Origin of the sequence: Salinarimonas chemoclinalis (assembly GCF_041514305.1) — a bacterium.
Lineage (GTDB): Bacteria > Pseudomonadota > Alphaproteobacteria > Rhizobiales > Beijerinckiaceae > Salinarimonas > Salinarimonas chemoclinalis.
On record NZ_JBGMWH010000009.1, the window covers coordinates 138,725 to 155,439 of the forward strand.

16 protein-coding genes and 1 tRNA gene are annotated in these 16,715 nt (G+C 73.5%); 8 read left to right on the forward strand and 9 right to left on the reverse strand.

Features of this window, described 5'->3' with window-relative positions:
* Positions 1-708: 708 nt before the first annotated feature.
* From ggpS to AB9M23_RS15260, 4 genes are all read right to left on the reverse strand, one after another.
* Complete coding sequence (gene ggpS, locus AB9M23_RS15245) at positions 709-2,229, reverse strand: glucosylglycerol-phosphate synthase (protein ID WP_372425410.1); 1,521 nt, start codon at positions 2,227-2,229, stop codon at positions 709-711.
* Positions 2,226-2,987, reverse strand: coding sequence for an HAD family hydrolase (locus AB9M23_RS15250; protein WP_372425411.1), 762 nt, complete (start codon positions 2,985-2,987; stop codon positions 2,226-2,228). The genes ggpS and AB9M23_RS15250 overlap by 4 nt, the downstream gene beginning before the upstream one ends.
* Positions 2,984-4,117 carry an NAD(P)H-dependent glycerol-3-phosphate dehydrogenase gene (locus tag AB9M23_RS15255; RefSeq protein WP_372425412.1) on the reverse strand — a complete coding sequence of 378 codons (1,134 nt, stop codon included), beginning with the start codon at positions 4,115-4,117 and terminating at the stop codon, positions 2,984-2,986. Before AB9M23_RS15255 ends, AB9M23_RS15250 begins: the two co-directional genes overlap by 4 nt.
* A 334-nt stretch (positions 4,118-4,451) precedes the next feature.
* Positions 4,452-4,952, reverse strand: coding sequence for a MarR family winged helix-turn-helix transcriptional regulator (locus AB9M23_RS15260; protein WP_372425413.1), 501 nt, complete (start codon positions 4,950-4,952; stop codon positions 4,452-4,454).
* A gap of 178 nt (positions 4,953-5,130) precedes the next feature.
* Here AB9M23_RS15260 and AB9M23_RS15265 point away from each other — a divergent pair, with 178 nt between their 5' ends.
* Together AB9M23_RS15265 and rnd are read left to right on the forward strand one after the other, a co-directional pair.
* Positions 5,131-6,123: a DMT family transporter gene (locus tag AB9M23_RS15265; RefSeq protein WP_372425414.1), complete on the forward strand. Its 993-nt coding sequence runs from the start codon at positions 5,131-5,133 to the stop codon at positions 6,121-6,123.
* 7 nt (positions 6,124-6,130) lie between these two features.
* Positions 6,131-7,285, forward strand: a complete 1,155-nt coding sequence (gene rnd / locus AB9M23_RS15270) for a ribonuclease D (protein ID WP_372425415.1) — start codon at positions 6,131-6,133, stop codon at positions 7,283-7,285.
* 6 nt (positions 7,286-7,291) lie between these two features.
* Here the strand turns inward: rnd and AB9M23_RS15275 are convergent, their stop codons facing one another.
* Entirely contained in the window at positions 7,292-7,585 is a 294-nt protein-coding gene (locus AB9M23_RS15275; protein WP_372425416.1) for a hypothetical protein, read from the reverse strand.
* A gap of 91 nt (positions 7,586-7,676) precedes the next feature.
* Between AB9M23_RS15275 and AB9M23_RS15280 the strand changes: the two genes are divergently transcribed.
* Entirely contained in the window at positions 7,677-8,069 is a 393-nt protein-coding gene (locus AB9M23_RS15280; protein ID WP_372425417.1) for an MGMT family protein, read from the forward strand.
* Positions 8,070-8,210: 141 nt separating this feature from the next.
* Here AB9M23_RS15280 and AB9M23_RS15285 read toward each other — a convergent pair whose 3' ends face one another.
* The 3 genes from AB9M23_RS15285 to tsaD are packed head-to-tail and all read right to left on the reverse strand — an operon-like array spanning position 8,211 to position 10,718.
* Positions 8,211-8,624 carry an EVE domain-containing protein gene (locus AB9M23_RS15285; RefSeq protein WP_372425418.1) on the reverse strand — a complete coding sequence of 138 codons (414 nt, stop codon included), beginning with the start codon at positions 8,622-8,624 and terminating at the stop codon, positions 8,211-8,213.
* A 28-nt stretch (positions 8,625-8,652) separates the two neighbouring features.
* On the reverse strand, positions 8,653-9,642 hold the full coding sequence (locus tag AB9M23_RS15290; protein WP_372425419.1) for an NAD(P)H-dependent glycerol-3-phosphate dehydrogenase: 990 nt from the start codon (positions 9,640-9,642) through the stop codon (positions 8,653-8,655).
* The gene (gene tsaD / locus AB9M23_RS15295; RefSeq protein ID WP_372425420.1) at positions 9,639-10,718 is read right to left on the reverse strand and encodes a tRNA (adenosine(37)-N6)-threonylcarbamoyltransferase complex transferase subunit TsaD; all 1,080 of its coding nucleotides are present in this window, start codon (positions 10,716-10,718) and stop codon (positions 9,639-9,641) included. Before tsaD ends, AB9M23_RS15290 begins: the two co-directional genes overlap by 4 nt.
* Before the next feature lie 148 nt (positions 10,719-10,866).
* On the opposite strand from tsaD, the gene hemC reads away from it, so the two are divergent.
* Both hemC and AB9M23_RS15305 read left to right on the forward strand, forming a co-directional pair.
* Complete coding sequence (hemC, locus tag AB9M23_RS15300) at positions 10,867-11,832, forward strand: hydroxymethylbilane synthase (protein WP_372425421.1); 966 nt, start codon at positions 10,867-10,869, stop codon at positions 11,830-11,832.
* Positions 11,829-12,593, forward strand: coding sequence for a uroporphyrinogen-III synthase (locus AB9M23_RS15305; RefSeq protein ID WP_372425422.1), 765 nt, complete (start codon positions 11,829-11,831; stop codon positions 12,591-12,593). Before hemC ends, AB9M23_RS15305 begins: the two co-directional genes overlap by 4 nt.
* 80 nt (positions 12,594-12,673) lie before the next feature.
* Here the strand turns inward: AB9M23_RS15305 and AB9M23_RS15310 are convergent, their stop codons facing one another.
* On the reverse strand, positions 12,674-13,168 hold the full coding sequence (locus AB9M23_RS15310) for a hypothetical protein (RefSeq protein ID WP_372425423.1): 495 nt from the start codon (positions 13,166-13,168) through the stop codon (positions 12,674-12,676).
* Between the two features lie 157 nt (positions 13,169-13,325).
* Between AB9M23_RS15310 and AB9M23_RS15315 the strand changes: the two genes are divergently transcribed.
* The 3 genes from AB9M23_RS15315 to AB9M23_RS15325 all read left to right on the forward strand — a co-directional run bounded on the left by AB9M23_RS15315 (position 13,326) and on the right by AB9M23_RS15325 (position 16,707).
* On the forward strand, positions 13,326-14,333 hold the full coding sequence (locus AB9M23_RS15315; protein ID WP_372425424.1) for a hypothetical protein: 1,008 nt from the start codon (positions 13,326-13,328) through the stop codon (positions 14,331-14,333).
* Between the two features lie 13 nt (positions 14,334-14,346).
* Positions 14,347-16,518 carry a heme biosynthesis protein HemY gene (locus AB9M23_RS15320; protein WP_372425425.1) on the forward strand — a complete coding sequence of 724 codons (2,172 nt, stop codon included), beginning with the start codon at positions 14,347-14,349 and terminating at the stop codon, positions 16,516-16,518.
* 113 nt (positions 16,519-16,631) lie between these two features.
* Positions 16,632-16,707, forward strand: a tRNA-Thr gene (locus tag AB9M23_RS15325).
* The last annotated feature ends 8 nt before the right edge of the window (positions 16,708-16,715 follow it).

Consider the following 16,715-nt stretch of genomic DNA (forward strand, 5'->3'; position numbering starts at 1 on the left):
GCGAAAGTGCTACTTCTCGGCTGGCATGACCCAGGCGGTGCGGCTAAGCTCGCCTCGTCGAGCGGAACGCCAAGGACGGGCCAGCGTCCTGCGGCGGGAGATCGGCTCCCGCCGCCTGCGGGCGACAGCCTCGCTCGATCCATGGAGGATGTGCGATGATGTGGGACTTCCCACGCATCAGCGTGTCCATCACCCTGCGCCGCATGCGGAAGACGAGAATGGCCCTCGTCTTCCGCTTAGCGCTGGAGTGGTGAAAACGGGGGAGGAGAGGAAACTCTCCTTCCCCACTCCGGGCCGAAGCATAGCACGGACGACGCTGGCGGCAAACTCCACACGCCGAATACGCGTCGAAAATCGACGGAATTGCGCGCTCCGTCTGGCCATGCAGAATTGGAACGACTACGTTCGCGCAATCGAGCGGAAGGCCAAGGACGGGCCAGCGTCCCGCGGCGGGGTATGGGCTCCCGTCGCCTGCGGGCGACTGCCTCGCTCGATCGATGGAGGATATGCGATGATGTGGGGCTTCCCACGCGTCAGCGTGTCCATCACCCTGCGCAGGACGCGGAAGACGAGCTGGAGCCTCGTCTTCCGCTTGGCGCTAGGGCGATGAAAACGGAGGGGGAGAGGAAACTCTCCTCCTCCACTCCACGACCGCAATATAGCCTCGAAACGCACCCGCGGCAACGCCGCCGCGCATCGCGGCCGGGCTCACGCCGCCGCTTCAGCCGGCGCCTGTCCACGCAAGCGATCGATCTTCGTGAACTGCGCACGCGTCACGGCGGCCCAATGGCCGAGGTCGTAGGTCGCGACCTCCTTCGCCATGGCAGCCATCGCCGCCGCCGCCTCGTCCGCCGGGGTGGCGAGCGCGGTGTCGAGCGCGTTGTCGAGGGAGCGGTTGGAATACGGGTTCGTCAGCATCGCCTGCGGCAGCTCGACGGCGCAGCCGGCGAACTCCGAGAGGATGAGGACGCCCGGGTTGCCCGCCTTCGACGCCACGTACTCCTTGGCGACGAGGTTGAGCCCGTCGCGCAGGGGCGCCGTGAGGCACACGTCCGCGATGGCGTAGTACGCGACCAGCTTCTCGAACGGAATCGCCTGCCCGAACAGGACGACGGGCGTCCAGTCCAGCGTCGAGAAGCGTCCGTTGATGCGCCCGACGAGCCCTTCGATGTCGCGCTGCGTGCCCTCGTAGACGGTCATCTGCGCGGCGGCGCGCACCGACGTGGCGAGCATCTTCACCTTGCCGATCAGCTCGGGACGGCGCTCGAGCAGGCGCTCGAAGGCGCACAGGCTCTCGACCATGCCCTTGGTGTAGTCCGTGCGGCCCACCGTCATGATCAGGCGCCGGCCGTCGAGCTCGTCGAGGAGCTGCTTCTGCAGGTCCTGGTTCTCCGGCGTGGCCAGGATCGAGCCGACCAGCGACGCGTTGCATCCAACCGGCGCGACGCCCAGCAGAACGTCGCGGCCCTCGAACGTGACCTTCTCGGGCACGTCCGGCTCGGAGAGCGCCATGCCGGGTGTCGCGAGCGCCGGGTCGACGGGGATCGCCGCGCCCATCGTCGCGCCCATCAGGGAGCGGGCGACCTCGGCGAAGTTGCGCGCGTAGCGCGGCAGGTGGAAGCCGACGAGGTCGCAGTCCAGCAAGCTGTTGATGATCTCGCGCCGCCAGGGCAGCACGTTGAACACGTCCGGCCCCGGGAAGGGCGTGTGATGGAAGAAGGCGATCTTCACGTCGGGCTTGATCCGGCGCAGATAGAGCGGCACGAGCCACAGATTGTAGTCGTGCACCCACACCAGCCCGTCGTCGGCGACTTCCTCGGCGGCCGCCTCGGCGAAGGCGCGGTTCACCTCGCGGAACGTCTCCCAGTCCACATTGTCGTAGCGATAGCGATCCGGGAACGAGTGCAGGATCGGCCACAGCGCCTCCTTGGAGGTGACGTGGTAGAAGCTCTCCACCTGCTCCTTGGTGAGCGGCAGGCGCGAGACACGGTAGTCGCCGAACGGGTCCTCGACGGTCACGACCTTCTCGAAGTCGACGCCGACCTCGGGGTCGAACGTCTTCCACGCGACCCAGGAGCCCGCCTCCTCGCCGAGATGGTTGAAGAAGCTCTTGAGCGTCGGGACGATGCCGTTGGGGCTCTTGTTCGTGCGATAGTGGATCTTGCCGTCGACCGTCACCTCCTCGAGGGGCTGGCGATGATAGACGATGACGAGGGGGGATCCGCTCATGCGCGTTCTCCTGCCGTTTCTCCCGTGAGCTCGAAATGACGCAGCGCGTCGGCGATGCCGGCCGCGCCGGGATGGGGCGAGTGGTAGACGTGGGCGAGGCCCTGGATCGCGCGCACCAGCGGCTCCTCGGAGTTGCCGACGGCCACCGCGTTGAAGCCCTCCGCCAGCATGGCGTAGTCGTTCATCGTGTCGCCGGCGGCGAGCACCGTCGCGGGGTCGAGGCCGAGCGTGCGCACGAAGCGGCTGAGCGTCGTGCCCTTGTTGACGCCCTTGGGCACCACGTCGAAGAAGCGTCCTGCGGACACGATGCAGTCGAAGCCCGCCGCCTCGACCTTCGCCCGGCTCGCGGGGGTCAGCAGCGCGGGGTCGTAGTCGTAGCTGACCCGGTAGCGGAAGGGCGTGTCCTGGATCACCAGGCCCGGCTCGTCGGCCAGCAGCGCGCGCACGCGCGCGCCCGCGTAGCCCCAGGCCTCGCGGATCGGCGCCTCGAACTCCTCCCACGGCTGCAGCGAGACGCCGTCGTAGACCGACGTGCCGATGTCGCCGACGATGAAGTGCGGACGCGGCATGCCGGGCGTCTCGATCAGCTCGGCGATGAAGTCGATGTCGCGGCCCGTCACGAAGACGAGGAGCGCGTCCTCGCGAGCCGAGAGCTGCTCGTAGAGGGCGGCGCGCTGCTCGTCCGAGCCGCCGAGGAAGGTTCCGTCGAGGTCGGTCGCGAGGACGAGCGACGGGGCGGGGATCGTCGGGGCGTTCATGCGCAGTGGCGCTCCTCTTCTTCGTCGATGCGGGCGGGATGCGGAGTCGTCCAGTCGTCGCGTGCGCCCACGGCCTCCGGATGGAGATCGGCCAGCATGAGCTCCTTCATCGACGCGGAGACCGGAGCGCCGTCGAGGATGGCGAGCACGGTCTCGCAGACCGGCATCGGCACGCCGAGCCGCCGGGCGAGCGCCACGACCGACTGGGCGTTCTCCGCGCCCTCGACCACCGGGCCGTCGGCGCGGCGCACCGCCGCCTCGCCGGCGCCGAGCGCCTTGCCGTAGCTGAAGTTGCGCGATTGCGTGGACGAGCAGGTGAGCATCAGGTCGCCCGCGCCGGCGAGCCCGAGCAGCGTCTCGAGCCGCGCGCCGACGGCGAGCCCGAGCTCGGTGATCTCGGCGAGCCCGCGGGTGATGATCATCGCCCGCGCGTTCGAGCCGAGGCCGAGCCCCTCGGCGACGCCGCAGGCGATGGCGATGACGTTCTTGGCCGCCCCGCCGATCTCGACGCCGCGGACGTCGTCGGAGACCCAGGGCCGGAACGACTCGCTGGCGAAGGTGACGGCGACCCGCGCGGCGAGGTGGCCGTCGTGGAAGCGGCCGTCCCGGAAGCCGTCCTCGGTGGCGGCGATCGTGACGCCGGTCGCCATGTCCTGCGCGACCTCCCCGGCGAAGGTCGGCCCGGAGAGGACCGCCATCTCGCGGCCGGGCATCACCGCCTCGATCACCTCGCCCATCAGGAGCCCGGTTTCGCGCTCGATGCCCTTGGCGCAGATCACGACGGGAACCTCCGCCGGAAGCAGCGGCTCGACCCGGGTCGCCACCGTGCGCAGATGCTGCGAGGGGCTGACGAGCACGACGAGATCCGCGCCCGCGAGCGCCTCCTCCATCGCATTGGTGACGATGACGTCGTCGGGAATGTCGGCGTTCGGCAGGAAGGGGTTGCGGCGCTCGCGGGCGACCGCGTCGACCACGTGCTCCTCGCGCGCCCACAGCCTGACGCGCCGTCCGGCGCGCCAGGCGGTGAGCGCGAGCGCGGTGCCCCACGACCCGCCGCCGATCACGGCGATGGTGTCGAAGACCGCGGGCCGAGTCTCGTCGGGGCGGCGTGCTGCTGTGTCGAACGTCAAGAGGCGTATCTCCTCTGTGAGGCGCGCGCCGGCAGGCGCGCATCCGGCATGGACTCGCGCGGCCGGGATGCGGCGCCACATAGTCGTGGCTCCCCGTTGCGATGCGCGTGCCGTGATGATGGTGGTCTAGTTAGAGCATCGCACCGCAAAAGGCAAATCCACCCCGCCCACGGGATGAACGAGGGGTCACTGGCGCGGGGGAAATGATCGCGAATGAACTCCAAGGGAGCTTTCGATCCGCTTCGTTCTACGAACGCTCTTGCCTCGCCCACCGGTCCGGCTGCCGAAATGTTGCTTTCCATGCCGAAATATGTGGCAGCGCAACACGATGCGATCAGCCGGACTGCAGCCCGCGCAAGCCTCTCGCGGCGATCGCGGCGGAGGCCTCGTCGAGCCGCGCGAGGGCACCGTCGAGGGCGCGCCGCTCGGCGGCGGAGAGGCTCGCCTCGAGCGCCGATTCGATCGCCCCCGCCAGGCGCGCGATGTCCGCGAAGGCGTCGGCGCCCGCGCGCGTCAGGGAGAGGCTGGCCCGGCGGCGGTCGCGGCTCGCGCTCGCACGCGTGGCGAAGCCGAGCTTCATCAGGTGCGCGATCGCCCGGCTCGTCGCGAACTGGTCGAGCCCCGCGGCCCGCGCGATCTCCCCCGCGCTGAGCCCGGGCCTGTCCCCGATCACGGCGAGCGCCCGCCAGGACGCTTGCGTCAGGCCGTAGGTCGGCCCGTAGTGGCTCTCGAGCAGCGCCGCCACCCGGGCGGAGACGATGAAGAGCCGGTAGGGCAGCCAGGCCTCCAGCGCCAGCGGCGACGCATCGTCTCGGGGCGACGTCTCGTCGGTCATGGTGATTCGCGGCTCGTTTCTCGACTTCCCTGCGGGGGCGGAGAGAGCATGCCGCCGCGGGGGTGGTCATCGCAAGGGCAGAGGCTGCACGGCATTCGTGCTTTGCACGACACAAAACCTGCGATATATTTGCAATATGCTAGCTTATGGCGAGCGCCCCGTACCCAGGAACACCCCGATGCCGAAGGATCGTACGCAGCTCGTCGCAGCCCTGATGTTCGCCGCCACGGCGTTCCTGTGGGGCTCCTCCGCCATCGTCACGACGACGCAGGCCGTCGCGGTGCCCGCCGCGCTGTCGGTGGCGTGGCGCATGCTGATCGTCTTCGCCGTCATGCTCGCGCTGGCGGCGGCGACGCGCACGCGGCTGCGGCTCGAGGCCCGCGACGTGCCCTTCGTCGTCCTCCAGGGCGTGCTCTTCTTCGGGCTGAACTTCATCGCCTTCTACGAGGCGACGCGGCTCGTCCCGAGTGGCATCGCCGCGCTCGTCCTGTCGACGTCGGCGATCGTCGCGGCGCTGCTGGCCCGGCTGTTCCTGAAGGCGCCCCTCTCGTGGCGCGCGCTCGCCGGCCTCGCCTGCGGCGTCGGCGGGCTCGGCCTCGTCTTCGCGCCGGAGCTCGCCCGGCTCGACGCGGGCGCGTCCGGGAGCCTCGCGGGGCTCGGCTTCGCCTTCGTCGCCGCCGCCTCGACCGCCGCCGGCACGGTGGCCGGCGCGCGCAACCAGGCACGGGGCCTGCCGACGCTCGCGACCATGACGTGGGGCGCGCTCGCCGGCGCCGCCTTAGCCGTCGCCTGGACCGCCGCCGGCGCGGACCGCCCGATCGTGCTCTTCGACCCGAGCCCGGCCTGGATCGCGGGCCTGCTCCACCTCGCGCTCGCGGCCTCGTGCCTCGCCTTCCTGATGTACTTCGCCCTGGTGCGCCGCCTCGGGCCGGCGCGGGCCGCCTACACGCTGGCGCTCGCACCGCTCGTGGCCATCGTCGCCTCCGCGCTGTTCGAGGGGCTCGAGCCGACGCCGCTCGTCGTCGCCGGCGCGGCCGTGATCGTGGGGGGCAACGTGCTCGTGCTCGGCGGCGGGGCGCGCGAGGCATCGGCGGAGCCCCGGCGAGGGCGGGATGTCGCAACCCCCGCCCCCGCCACGACCCTTGGCGCGGGCGCGCGTTCTCCGCTATGACGCGTGCATGGAGCTGATCACCGATACCGACGGCCTCGCCGCCGCATGCACGCGTCTCGCCGCGAGCCCGTTCGTCACGGTCGACACGGAATTCATGCGCGAGACGACCTATTATCCCAAGCTCTGCCTGATCCAGATGGCGAGCCGGGAGGAGGCGATCCTCGTCGACCCGCTGGCGCCGGGCCTCGACCTCGCGCCCTTCCTCGCGCTGATGGCGAACGAGGCGGTGGTGAAGGTCTTCCACTCGGCGCGCCAGGACCTGGAGATCGTCTGGATCCTCGGGCGGCTGATCCCGGCGCCGCTGTTCGATACGCAGGTCGCGGCGATGGTCTGCGGCTACGGCGATTCGGTCTCCTACGAGCAGCTCGCCAACGATCTCGCCAAGGCGCGCATCGACAAGTCGTCGCGCTTCACGGACTGGTCGCGCCGGCCGTTGTCGGACGCGCAGCTCGCCTACGCGCTCTCGGACGTCACCCACCTCGTCGCCGTCTACGACGCGCTCGAGGCCAAGCTCGCCGAGACCGGGCGGCGCTCCTGGCTCGAGGAGGAGATGGCCGTCCTCACCTCGCCGGAGACCTACGCCGCCGAGCCGGAGACCGCCTATCGCCGGCTCGCCGGGCGCGTGCGCAAGGCGCGCGAACTCGCTGTCCTGATCGAGGTCGCCGCCTGGCGCGAGCGCGAGGCGCAGACGCGCGACGTGCCTCGCCAGCGCGTGATGAAGGACGACGCCGTCGTCGAGATCGCGGTCACCCAACCGCGCGACGCCGCCGCGCTCGGCCGCCTGCGCGCCCTGCCCAACGGTTTCGAGCGCTCCCGCGCCGCCGAGCCCGTGCTGGCCGCCGTGAAGCAGGGCCTCGACCGCGATCCCGCGACGGTCGTGATGCCCGAGCGCCGCGGCGGCCGCGGGCAGACCGGGGCCACGGTGGACCTGCTCAAGGTCCTGCTCAAGGCGGTGTGCGAGGAGGAGGGCGTGGCGACCAAGATCGTCGCCACCGTCGACGACCTCGAGGCCATCGCCGAGGACGACGCCGCCGACGTGCCCGCGCTCCACGGCTGGCGCCGCACGCTGTTCGGCGAGCGCGCGCTCGCGCTCAAGCAGGGCGGGCTGATGCTCGGCCTGCGCGACGGGCGCGTGGTGGTGGAGCAAGCCGCGGAGGCGTGAGGGCGCTCAGGGCTTGCGCATCTCCTTGTCGAACTCCTCCTTCGAGGGCGCGACCTTGCTCGAGCGCAGCCCGGTTTCGTGCTTCTCGACGAAGTCGTCGGTCTGCGGGCGGTCCGTGCGCGCCCCGGCCTGCGCATGGCGCTCGTTGTGCTCGCGCAGCTGATCCTCGCCGTGGAGCTGGTTGTCGCCCATGCGCTTCGACGCGAGCTCGTCCTCGCGCGTCACATTCTCGGGCACGTCCGCGACGTGCTGCGCGTGGCGGACGGTGTCGTGCCCCATTCCCTTGCCGGCCTTGGCCATGGCGGCCTCCTTCTCGTATCGTGGATGGTCACCGAGGCAACGGCCGCGCGGGGGCGGGGTTTCTCGCGATGATGGCCGATTGGGGGCGCCGATGGCATCGCCGTTCTATGCGCGGATCAAGACGGACGTGCTCGCCATCTCCCGGGCGATCCCCGAGGGGAGGCTCGCGACCTATGCGGACATCGGCGCGCATCTCGACGTGATGCCTCGCCACGTCGCCTACATCCTGGCGACCCTCGGCCCCTCGGAACGCGAGACCGTCCCGTGGCATCGCGTGGTCGCGGCGGACGGGACGCTGGGTCCGTCGAAGGCGGGCGGACGCGCGGCGGAGCAGCGAGAGCGGCTCGCCGACGAGGGAGTCGTCGTGGACCGAGGGGGCGCGGTCGCGGCTTTCGTGGGACGGGTGGTCGCGGTCTCGGACCTCGCGCACGGTGTTCCGAAGCAGACGCGGCCCGTGAATGCGCCGGGCGGCGCGCGGCGGTGACGGCGGGTGTGAACTCGTTCGCATCGTCGCGCGGACCTTTCGCGAGAGCAGATCCGTTGCGGTTCGTCCAGGCGCGAGCTCGGCGACGCGCTCGACCGCATCCCCACGCTCCGGCCCCGGCCGGCACGCGCCGCCCTCCCCTCACATTCCCCCCATCTCCCGCACGATCGCCCACTCCGCCTCCGTCACCGGCTGCACGGAGAGGCGGGAGTTGTTCACCAGGATCATGTCCTTCAGCCGCGGCTCGGCCTTGATCGCGTCGAGCGTCACCGGGCGCGGCAGGGGCTCGACGGCCTTGACGTCGACCATGCCGAACCTGCCCGAGGCGTCGGTGTGGTCGGGATAGTACTCCCGGATCACCTCGACGATGCCGACGATCTCCTTGCCCGTGTTGGAGTGGTAGAAGAAGCCGCGCTCGCCGACCTTCATCGCCATCAGGTTCTGCTTGGCGACGTGGTTGCGCACGCCGTTCCAGTGCGTGCCGGCGGCGCCGGCCTCGACCTGCTGCTGCCACGACCACACGTCCGGCTCGGACTTGTAGAGCCAATACGCCATCTCTCTCGCACCCCCCGTCGTCCCGGTTTCAATCCTCGGCCTTCAACGGCCGGCTCATCAGCGCGTCCATCGTCTCGTCGAGGCCCGCGCGCCCGGCGACGAGCGCGGCGACCGCCGCGCAGACCGGCATCTCGAGGCCGCGCGCCCGCGCCAGCGCGACGAGTGCGTCCGCGGTGGCGGCGCCCTCCACGAGCCTGCCGCCGGCGGCCTCCGTAACCGGCACGCCGCGCCCGAGGCGCTCGCCGAAGGCGAAGTTGCGCGAGTGCGGCGAGGCGCAGGTGAGCACCACGTCGCCGAGGCCCGACAGCCCCATCAGGGTCTCGGCCCGTCCGCCGTAGGCGCGCGCGAAGCGCATCAGCTCGGAGAAGCCGCGGGCGGTGAGCGCGGCGCGCGCGCTCTCGCCGAGCCCCCGGCCGATCGCGGCGCCGCAGGCGATGGCGAGCACGTTCTTGCCCGCCCCGCCGATCTCGACGCCGCGCAGGTCGAGCGCGTGGTAGACCCGCAGCGTCCGCCCCGAGAGCCGCGCCGCGAGGCCCGCGGCGAGCAGCGGATCGGGCGCGGCGAGCGTCACCGCGGTGGGCAGCCCGATCGCGACGTCGTGCGCGAAGCTCGGGCCCGACAGCGCGCCGACCGGCGAGCCCGGCCGCAGATCCGCCACCACGTCGGAGAGGAAGAAGCCGGTCTCCCGCTCGACGCCCTTGGCGCAGATCACGAGGGGCGCGTGGACCGGGAGGACCAGCGCGAGCGCGGTCGTGACCTCGCGCACCGCCTGGGCCGGCACGACGAGGAGGAGCGCGTCGCAGCCGGAGAGTTCGGTGAGCGCGCTCGTCGGGCGCACCGGGTCCGCGAGCGGGACGCCGGGTAGATGCCGGTCGTTGGTCCGCGTCTGCGCCATCTCCCGCGCGTGGTCGGGGTCGCGCGTCCACAGCACGACGGGCGCGCCCGCCGCCGCGGCGGCGTTGGCGAGCGCCGTGCCCCAGGCCCCGGCGCCGACGATGCCGAGCGGCGCGCCGGTCATGCGCTCCCCGCCTCGGGCAGGTCGGGCGCGGGCAGGTCGGGGGCGGGCGCGGTGGCGAGCGGCCAGCGGGCGCGCGCCGGCGCGTCGAGGTCGTCCGTGAGACCGAGGCGGAAGCGCTCGAGCCCGGCCCAGGCGATCATCGCGCCGTTGTCGCCGCACAGGTCGAGCGGCGGCGCGACGAGGCGCAGCCCCGATTCGGTCGCGAGCCGCTGCAGCCCGCGCCGCACCGCCCCGTTCGCCGCGACTCCTCCAGCGACGACGAGCGCGGACGGCCGCGGCGCGATCGCCTGGAAGGCGCGCAGCGCCACGCGGGTGCGGTCCACCACGACGTCGACGATCGCCGTCTGGAACGAGGCGCACAGGTCCGCGACGTCCTGGTCCGAGAGGGGCGCGATGCGCTCGGCCTCGAGCCGCACGGCGGTCTTGAGGCCCGAGAGCGAGAAGTCCGGCGTACGGCGGCCCGAGAGGGGGCGCGGCAGGGCGAAGCGCTCGGGATCGCCGGAGCGCGCCATGCGCTCGACCTCGGGCCCGCCGGGATAGGCGAGGCCGAGCAGCTTCGCGACCTTGTCGAAGGCCTCGCCGATGGCGTCGTCGATCGTGGCGCCCAGACGGACGTAGTCTCCCACGCCCCGCACGGCGAGGAGCTGGGTGTGGCCGCCCGACACGAGGAGGAGCAGGTAGGGAAAGGCGATCCCGTCCGTGAGCCGCGCCGTCAGCGCATGCGCCTCGAGGTGGTTGACGGCGATCAGCGGCTTGCCCGCGACGAGCGCGAGCGCCTTCGCCGTGGTCAGCCCGACGATCACCCCGCCGATCAGCCCCGGCCCAGCGGCGGCGGCGATGGCGTCGATGCCGTCGAGATCGGTGCCGGCCTTCGCCAGCGCCCGGGCGACGAGCCGGTCCGCCACCTCGACGTGGGCGCGCGCCGCGATCTCGGGGACGACGCCGCCATAGGCCGCGTGCTCGGCGATCTGCGAGAGCACCTCGTTCGAGAGCACGGCCCCGCGCCCGCCCTCGGCGAGGCCGACGACCGCGGCCGCGGTCTCGTCGCAGGTCGTCTCGATGCCCAGAACGCGCATGCTCGCCTCGCCGGTTCTCTCGCTCGCCCAAGACCGCTCGGTCGCGGGGCGGCGGATCGTGCCTTCCCCGAACTTCCGCACCCCGTGCGGCGCACCTATAGTCCCCGCCCGCGCCGATTGGAACGCGCGCGAGGGGAGAATACACGACATGACCACCGGCGCGGCGCGCGACAAGAGCACGGCCTTCGTCATCGGCACCCGCGGCAGCCCGCTCGCGCTCGCCCAGGCCCGGGAGACGCAAAGGCGGCTCTCGGAGGCTCTGGGCATCGCGCCGGAACGCTTGCCGCTCGAGGTGATCAAGACCTCGGGCGACATGATCCAGGACCGCGCGCTCTCCGAGGCCGGCGGCAAGGGCCTGTTCACCAAGGAGATCGACGAGGCCCAGCTCGCGGGCCGCGCCGACGTCACGGTCCATTCCGGCAAGGACCTGCCGAACGACCTGCCGCCGTGCCTCGTCATCGCCGGCTTCCTGCCGCGCGAGGACGTGCGCGACGCGCTGATCTGCAAGGGCGGACCCGCGGGCGCGACGTCGTTCGAGGCGCTGCCCGCCGGTACGGTCGTCGGCAGCGCCTCCCTGCGCCGCCAGGCGCTGGTGCGGCGGCTGCGGCCCGATCTCGAGGTGGCGCTCCTGCGCGGCAACGTCGGCACGCGGCTCGCCAAGATCGAGGCGGGCGAGTACGGCGCGACGCTGCTGGCCATGGCCGGCCTCAACCGGCTCGGCCTCGCGCACCACGCCTCGGCGGCGCTCGACATCGACGCCTTCCTGCCCGCGGTGGCACAGGGCGCCATCGCCCTCGTCGTGCGCGAGGGCGACGAGGCGGCCCATGCGGCCGTCGCCGCGATCTGCGACGCGCCGACGGGCGTGCAGCTCGCCGCCGAGCGCGCCTTCCTCGGCGTGCTGGACGGGTCCTGCCGCACGCCGATCGCCGGCCACGCGCGCCTCGACGGCGACCGCATCCGGCTCAAGGGCCTCGTCCTGCGCCCGGACGGATCGGAATCGGTCGAGGACGAGGCAGAGGCGCCGCTCGCCGACGCCGCCCGGCTGGGCGCCGAGCTCGGCGCGCGGATCAAGGCGCGGCTGCCGGCGGGGTTCTTCACGGGGCACGCCGGGTGACGGGAGAGACGCCGGCGCCGCCACTGGTCCTCGTCTGCCGCGCCGCGGAGGACGCGCGCCGCACCACCGCACGCCTCCGGGCGGAGGGCTTCTCCACGCTCTCCGCGCCGCTGATCGAGACCCGCGCCACCGGCGAGCCGGCCCCGACGGGGCCGTTCGACGCGGTGCTGGTGACGAGCGCCAAGGCGGCACCTTTCCTCGCGCGTGCCGGGCTCGATCTCGCGCGCACCCCGATCCTCGCGGTGGGCGAGCGCACGGCGGAGGCCGTGCGCGACGCGGGCGGCGTCGACGTGGCGACCGCGGAGGGCGACGCCGTGTCGATGATCGCGCGCGTGCGCGCGACGTTCGGCCCCGGCACGCGCTTCCTCCACGTCGGGGGGCGCGACCGCAAGGCGGAGCCCGACGCGAGCCTGCGCGCCGGCGGATACGCGGTCGCGGCCTGGCCCGCCTACGAGGCCGCGCCGGTTCCGCTCGACGCGGCCGCCGGCGCGGCGCTGGCGGCGGGCGCGGTCGATGCCGTGCTCCACTATTCCAGACGCAGCGCGACGCTGTTCGTCGAGGCGCTCGTCGGCGCCGGCCTCGCCGACCACGGGCGCTCGCTCCTCCATGCGGCGATCTCCGCGGACGCCGCGGAACCCTTGCGTGCGGCGGGCGCGACGCGGATCGCGGTCGCCGCGGAACCTTCGGAGGATGCGCTCCTTCGCGTTTTTGCGGACGCCGCGAGCGTGGCCTTTGGAGCAAGATGTCGCGCCGTGCGTTGAACCAATGCTAAGGTTCGAGGTGCCACCCGGGCATCCGACGGTGTAGACCGACGAGACGAGCCGCCGCGTTCCCCACGCGGTCATACCAGGCGGAAGGACGACGTGACGAAGAGACCCTCCTCCCGAGCGGGCCGCGACGAGCGGTCCCAAGGCAACGCGTCGCGCGAGCCGAAGGCGTCCGCGAGCGACACGGGCGCAGCCGAGGCCTCGACGGCGGGGAACGCCGCCGCGAGCCCGCCCGCCGACGGCACATCGGCGAGCAGCGCCTCGGCCGCCGGCACGGCCGCGGCGAACACGCCGGGCGCGCAGCCGGGCGCGGCCACCCCGTCCACGGCGACCCCGTCCACATCCGCCCCGTCCACGTCCGCGCGGTCGACGCCCCGGCCGTCCACGACCGTCATCGTCACCGACGAGAAGCGGATCGCGCCGGCGCCTCCCGCGGCGAAGCCGGCCGCTGCGACCGCCGAGCCCGCGGGGGAGAGGGCCGTCGAGGCGAAGCCCGTCGGTGCGCCGACGCCCGCCATCCGGGCGACGCGGCCGCCGGAGAGCGACGCGTCGCCGACGCCCACCCCCACCGCGCCCACCCCCACCGCGCCCGTACCGGCCCCGTCGGCCGCCGCGTCGACGGACGAGATCGCCGCCTCCGCGGCCGTCGAGTCGCCGCGTGCGGCCCCGGCCGAGGAGCAGGCTCGCGGCGGCTCGGGCGGCCTCGTCGCGGCCGTCGCCGCCGCCGTGCTGGTCGCGGGTCTGCTCGTCGCCTACGACGCCCTCTTCCGCGAGGGTGCCGACATGGCCGCGATCGAGGCGCGCATCGCCGCGGTCGAGACGCGGGCGACCCAGGCCGGCGAGAGCGCCGAGGCCGCGCGCCAGCAGGCGGAGACGGCCGTGCAGGCGGCGCCCGGGACCGAGGAGACGCTCGCCGCGCTCGAGGCCCGCCTCGAGGCGGTGGAGGAGACCGCCCAGGCCGCCGAGGAGATCGCCGCCGCGGCACCCGGCGTCGAGCGGATCGCGCAGCTGGAGGAGCGGCTCGCCGCGCTCGCCACCCGAATCGACGAGGAGATCGCCCCACGCCTGGACAGCTTCGGCTCGGAGGTCGGGCGCATCGACGAGGCGACGGCCGCCGCCGACGAGGCGCGCGCCGCCGTCGGCGAGGCGCAATCCGAGATGCAGGCGCTGCGCGAGAGCGTCGCCGCGGAGGGACAGGCCACCCGCCAGGCCTACCTCGCCATCACCGCTGCGAACGCGGTCGCGAGCGCTCTGCCGGCCGGTACGCCCTACGCGGGCGCCCTCGGCACGCTGCGGGAGACCGGCATCGACGAGGGGATCGTCGCCGATCTCGCGCCCTTCGCCGAGACGGGCGCCCCCACGGCCGAGGAACTGCGCGCCACCTTCGCCGAGGCGGGCCCACAGGTGCGCCGCGCGCTCACCCCCGAGGATCCGACGCAGGACGGCGTCGGCTCGTTCTTCGAGGGGCTGTTCGCCCGCGCCGTGCGCGTCGAGCCCGTCGAGGGGCTGGAGGCGCCCGGCGAGCCGGCGCTCGATCCCACCGCGAACGTCGCGCGCGCGCTGGCGCTCGGCGAGTTCGAGGCGGCGCTCGCCGCCTGGCGCGAGCTGCCCGAGGCCGGACGCGCCGCATCACAGGACTTCGCCGATCTGCTGGCGGCGCGCATCGCCGCGGGCGAGGCGGCCCGAGCGGCCGTCGAGGCGGCGAGCGCGGCGCTCGCGCCGCAGGCACAGTAAGGAAGGCCCGATCATGTGGCGCGTTCTCCTCTACCTCGCCGTCGTCGCCGCGCTCGCCGCCGGCGCCATCTGGCTCGCGGACCAGCCGGGACGGGTGGCCTTCGTCTGGGACGGCGTGAGCTATTCCGTCGGCCTCGCGGTCGCGGCGATCCTGCTCGTGATCGCGGTCTTCGCCTTCCTGCTGCTGGAGGCCGTCGTCCGCTGGCTGTTCCGGGCGCCCGAGAAGATGGCCGAGGCCTCCGTGAACCGGAAGCGCCGCAAGGGCCTCGTCGCGCTCTCGCGCGGCATGGTCGCCGTCGGCGCAGGGGACGAGGCGGCCGCACGCCGCTACGCCCGCGAGGTGCAGAAGTACCTGCGCCCGGACGAGCCCCTCGTGCTGCTGCTGCGTGCCCAGGCGGCGCAGATGAGCGGGGATCGCCGCGAGGCCGAGAGCGCCTTCCGCGCCATGGCGGAGAACGACGAGACCCGCGTGCTCGGCCTGCGCGGCCTGCACGTCGAGGCGCGCCAGCGCGACGATCGCGACGCGGCCCTCGCCTACGCGCAGGAAGCGTCCCGCCTCGCCCCGGCCGCCACCTGGGCGAACGAGGCGGTGCTCGAATCCCACGTCGCCCGGGGCGACTGGACGGCCGCCCTCGACGTCGTCGAGCGGCGCACGGCGCTGGGCCTCGTCGACAAGGCCGCCGCAAAGCGCCAGCGCGCGGTGCTGCTCACGGCGGACGCGCTCTCGCGCGGCGAGAAGGACGAGGAGACCGCACTGCAGAAGGCCAAGGAGGCGCTGCGCCTCGCGCCGGACCTGACGCCGGCGGCCGCGCTCGCCGGGCGGATCCTGTCGAAGCGCCTGGAATTGCGCAAGGCGGCGAAGATCCTCGAGACCGCCTGGAAGACCACGCCGCACCCGGAGATCGCGGACGTCTACACCCATTTGCGCAGCGGCGATTCCACCCACGACCGGCTCAGGCGCGCCGAGCGGCTCGCCACGCTCTCGACATGGTCCGTGGAGGGCCGCCTCGCGCTCGGCCGCGCCGCTCTGGACGCGCGCGACTTCGCCCAGGCGCGCCAGACCATCGAGCCGCTCGTCGGCGAGCGCCCGAGCGTGCGCGTGTGCCTGCTGATGGCCGACATCGAGCGAGCCGAGCACGGCCCCACGGTGAAGGTGCGCGAATGGCTCGCCCGCGCCGTCCACGCCCCGCGCGACAAGGCCTGGGTCGCCGACGGCATCGTCTCCGACCGCTGGGCGCCGATGTCGCCCGCGACCGGTCGTCTCGACGCCTTCGAATGGAAGCAGCCGCCGGAGGTGCTCGGTATGGTGGGGACGACGGTGGTCGACTCGGTCGTCGGCGATCTCGACCAGCGCCCGGACGACGCCCTCGCCTCGCTCGAGGCGCCCGTCTACCACGGCGCGACGCTCGCCCCGGTGGCCGAGGCGCTGCCGCCCCGCACGGAGGAGGCGCAGGTGCTCGCGCCGGAGCCTAAGCCGTCGGTGGAGCCTTCCGCCGCGCGTGCGCCGGAGCGTCCCACGGAGCCCGCGCCTTCGCCCGCGCCCGCCCCGGCGAAGGCGTCGCCGGTCGTCGCTCCGGCCGTCGTCGCCAGCGGTGTCGAGGAGCCCGTGCGCCCAGTCTCGCCTGCACCCGCGCCTGCACCCGCTCCTGCCCCGGCGCCCGCCGCGAAGCCCGCACCGGCGGCGACGGGCGCCTACGCCGCCCGGCTCGTCCCGCAGCCCCCGCCGGAGCCGGCTCCGCCGCCCCGCCCGCAGCCGGTCCACGTCGCGAAGCCGGCGCCCGCCCCGGCTCCGAAGCCCGCCCCCGCGACGGCTCCGGCACCCGTGGCGGGACCGGTCGAGGAGAAGCGCTTCGACCCGATCCGCCGCGAGACGCCGGCACCGGCCCCGTCCATCGTCACCACGGAGAAGGGGGAGCCGACCGCGTCCCCGCAGCCGGAGCGCCAAGCGAGCGCCGCCCCGGCCACGGGCTCGTCTCCGGGCTGGGTGAGCCGTGAGCGCGACGAACTCGCCTCGGCCATCGCCGCGGGTCGCCGCGTCGAGGAGACGCCGGCCCCCGCGCCCGTGCCCGCCACGACGGCGCCCGCGCCCGAGGAGACCGACGCGCCGCCGTTCGCAGGCCGCGCGCCGGACGATCCCGGCATCGAGGAAGAGCCCAGGCCGCGGCGCTTCCGCCTCTTCGGCTGAGCGCCCCGCCGCCCGCGGCGCGAAAAAGGCGCCGCGGGCCGCTTGCCAACCACGTCGGCTCCCTTTATGGAGGGCGCCTCGAAAGCGTACGGCCCCTCGGTGCCGCGCCTTCAGCCGCAATAGCTCAGGTGGTAGAGCACGTCATTCGTAATGATGGGGTCGGGGGTTCGAGTCCCTCTTGCGGCACCATTTTCCCG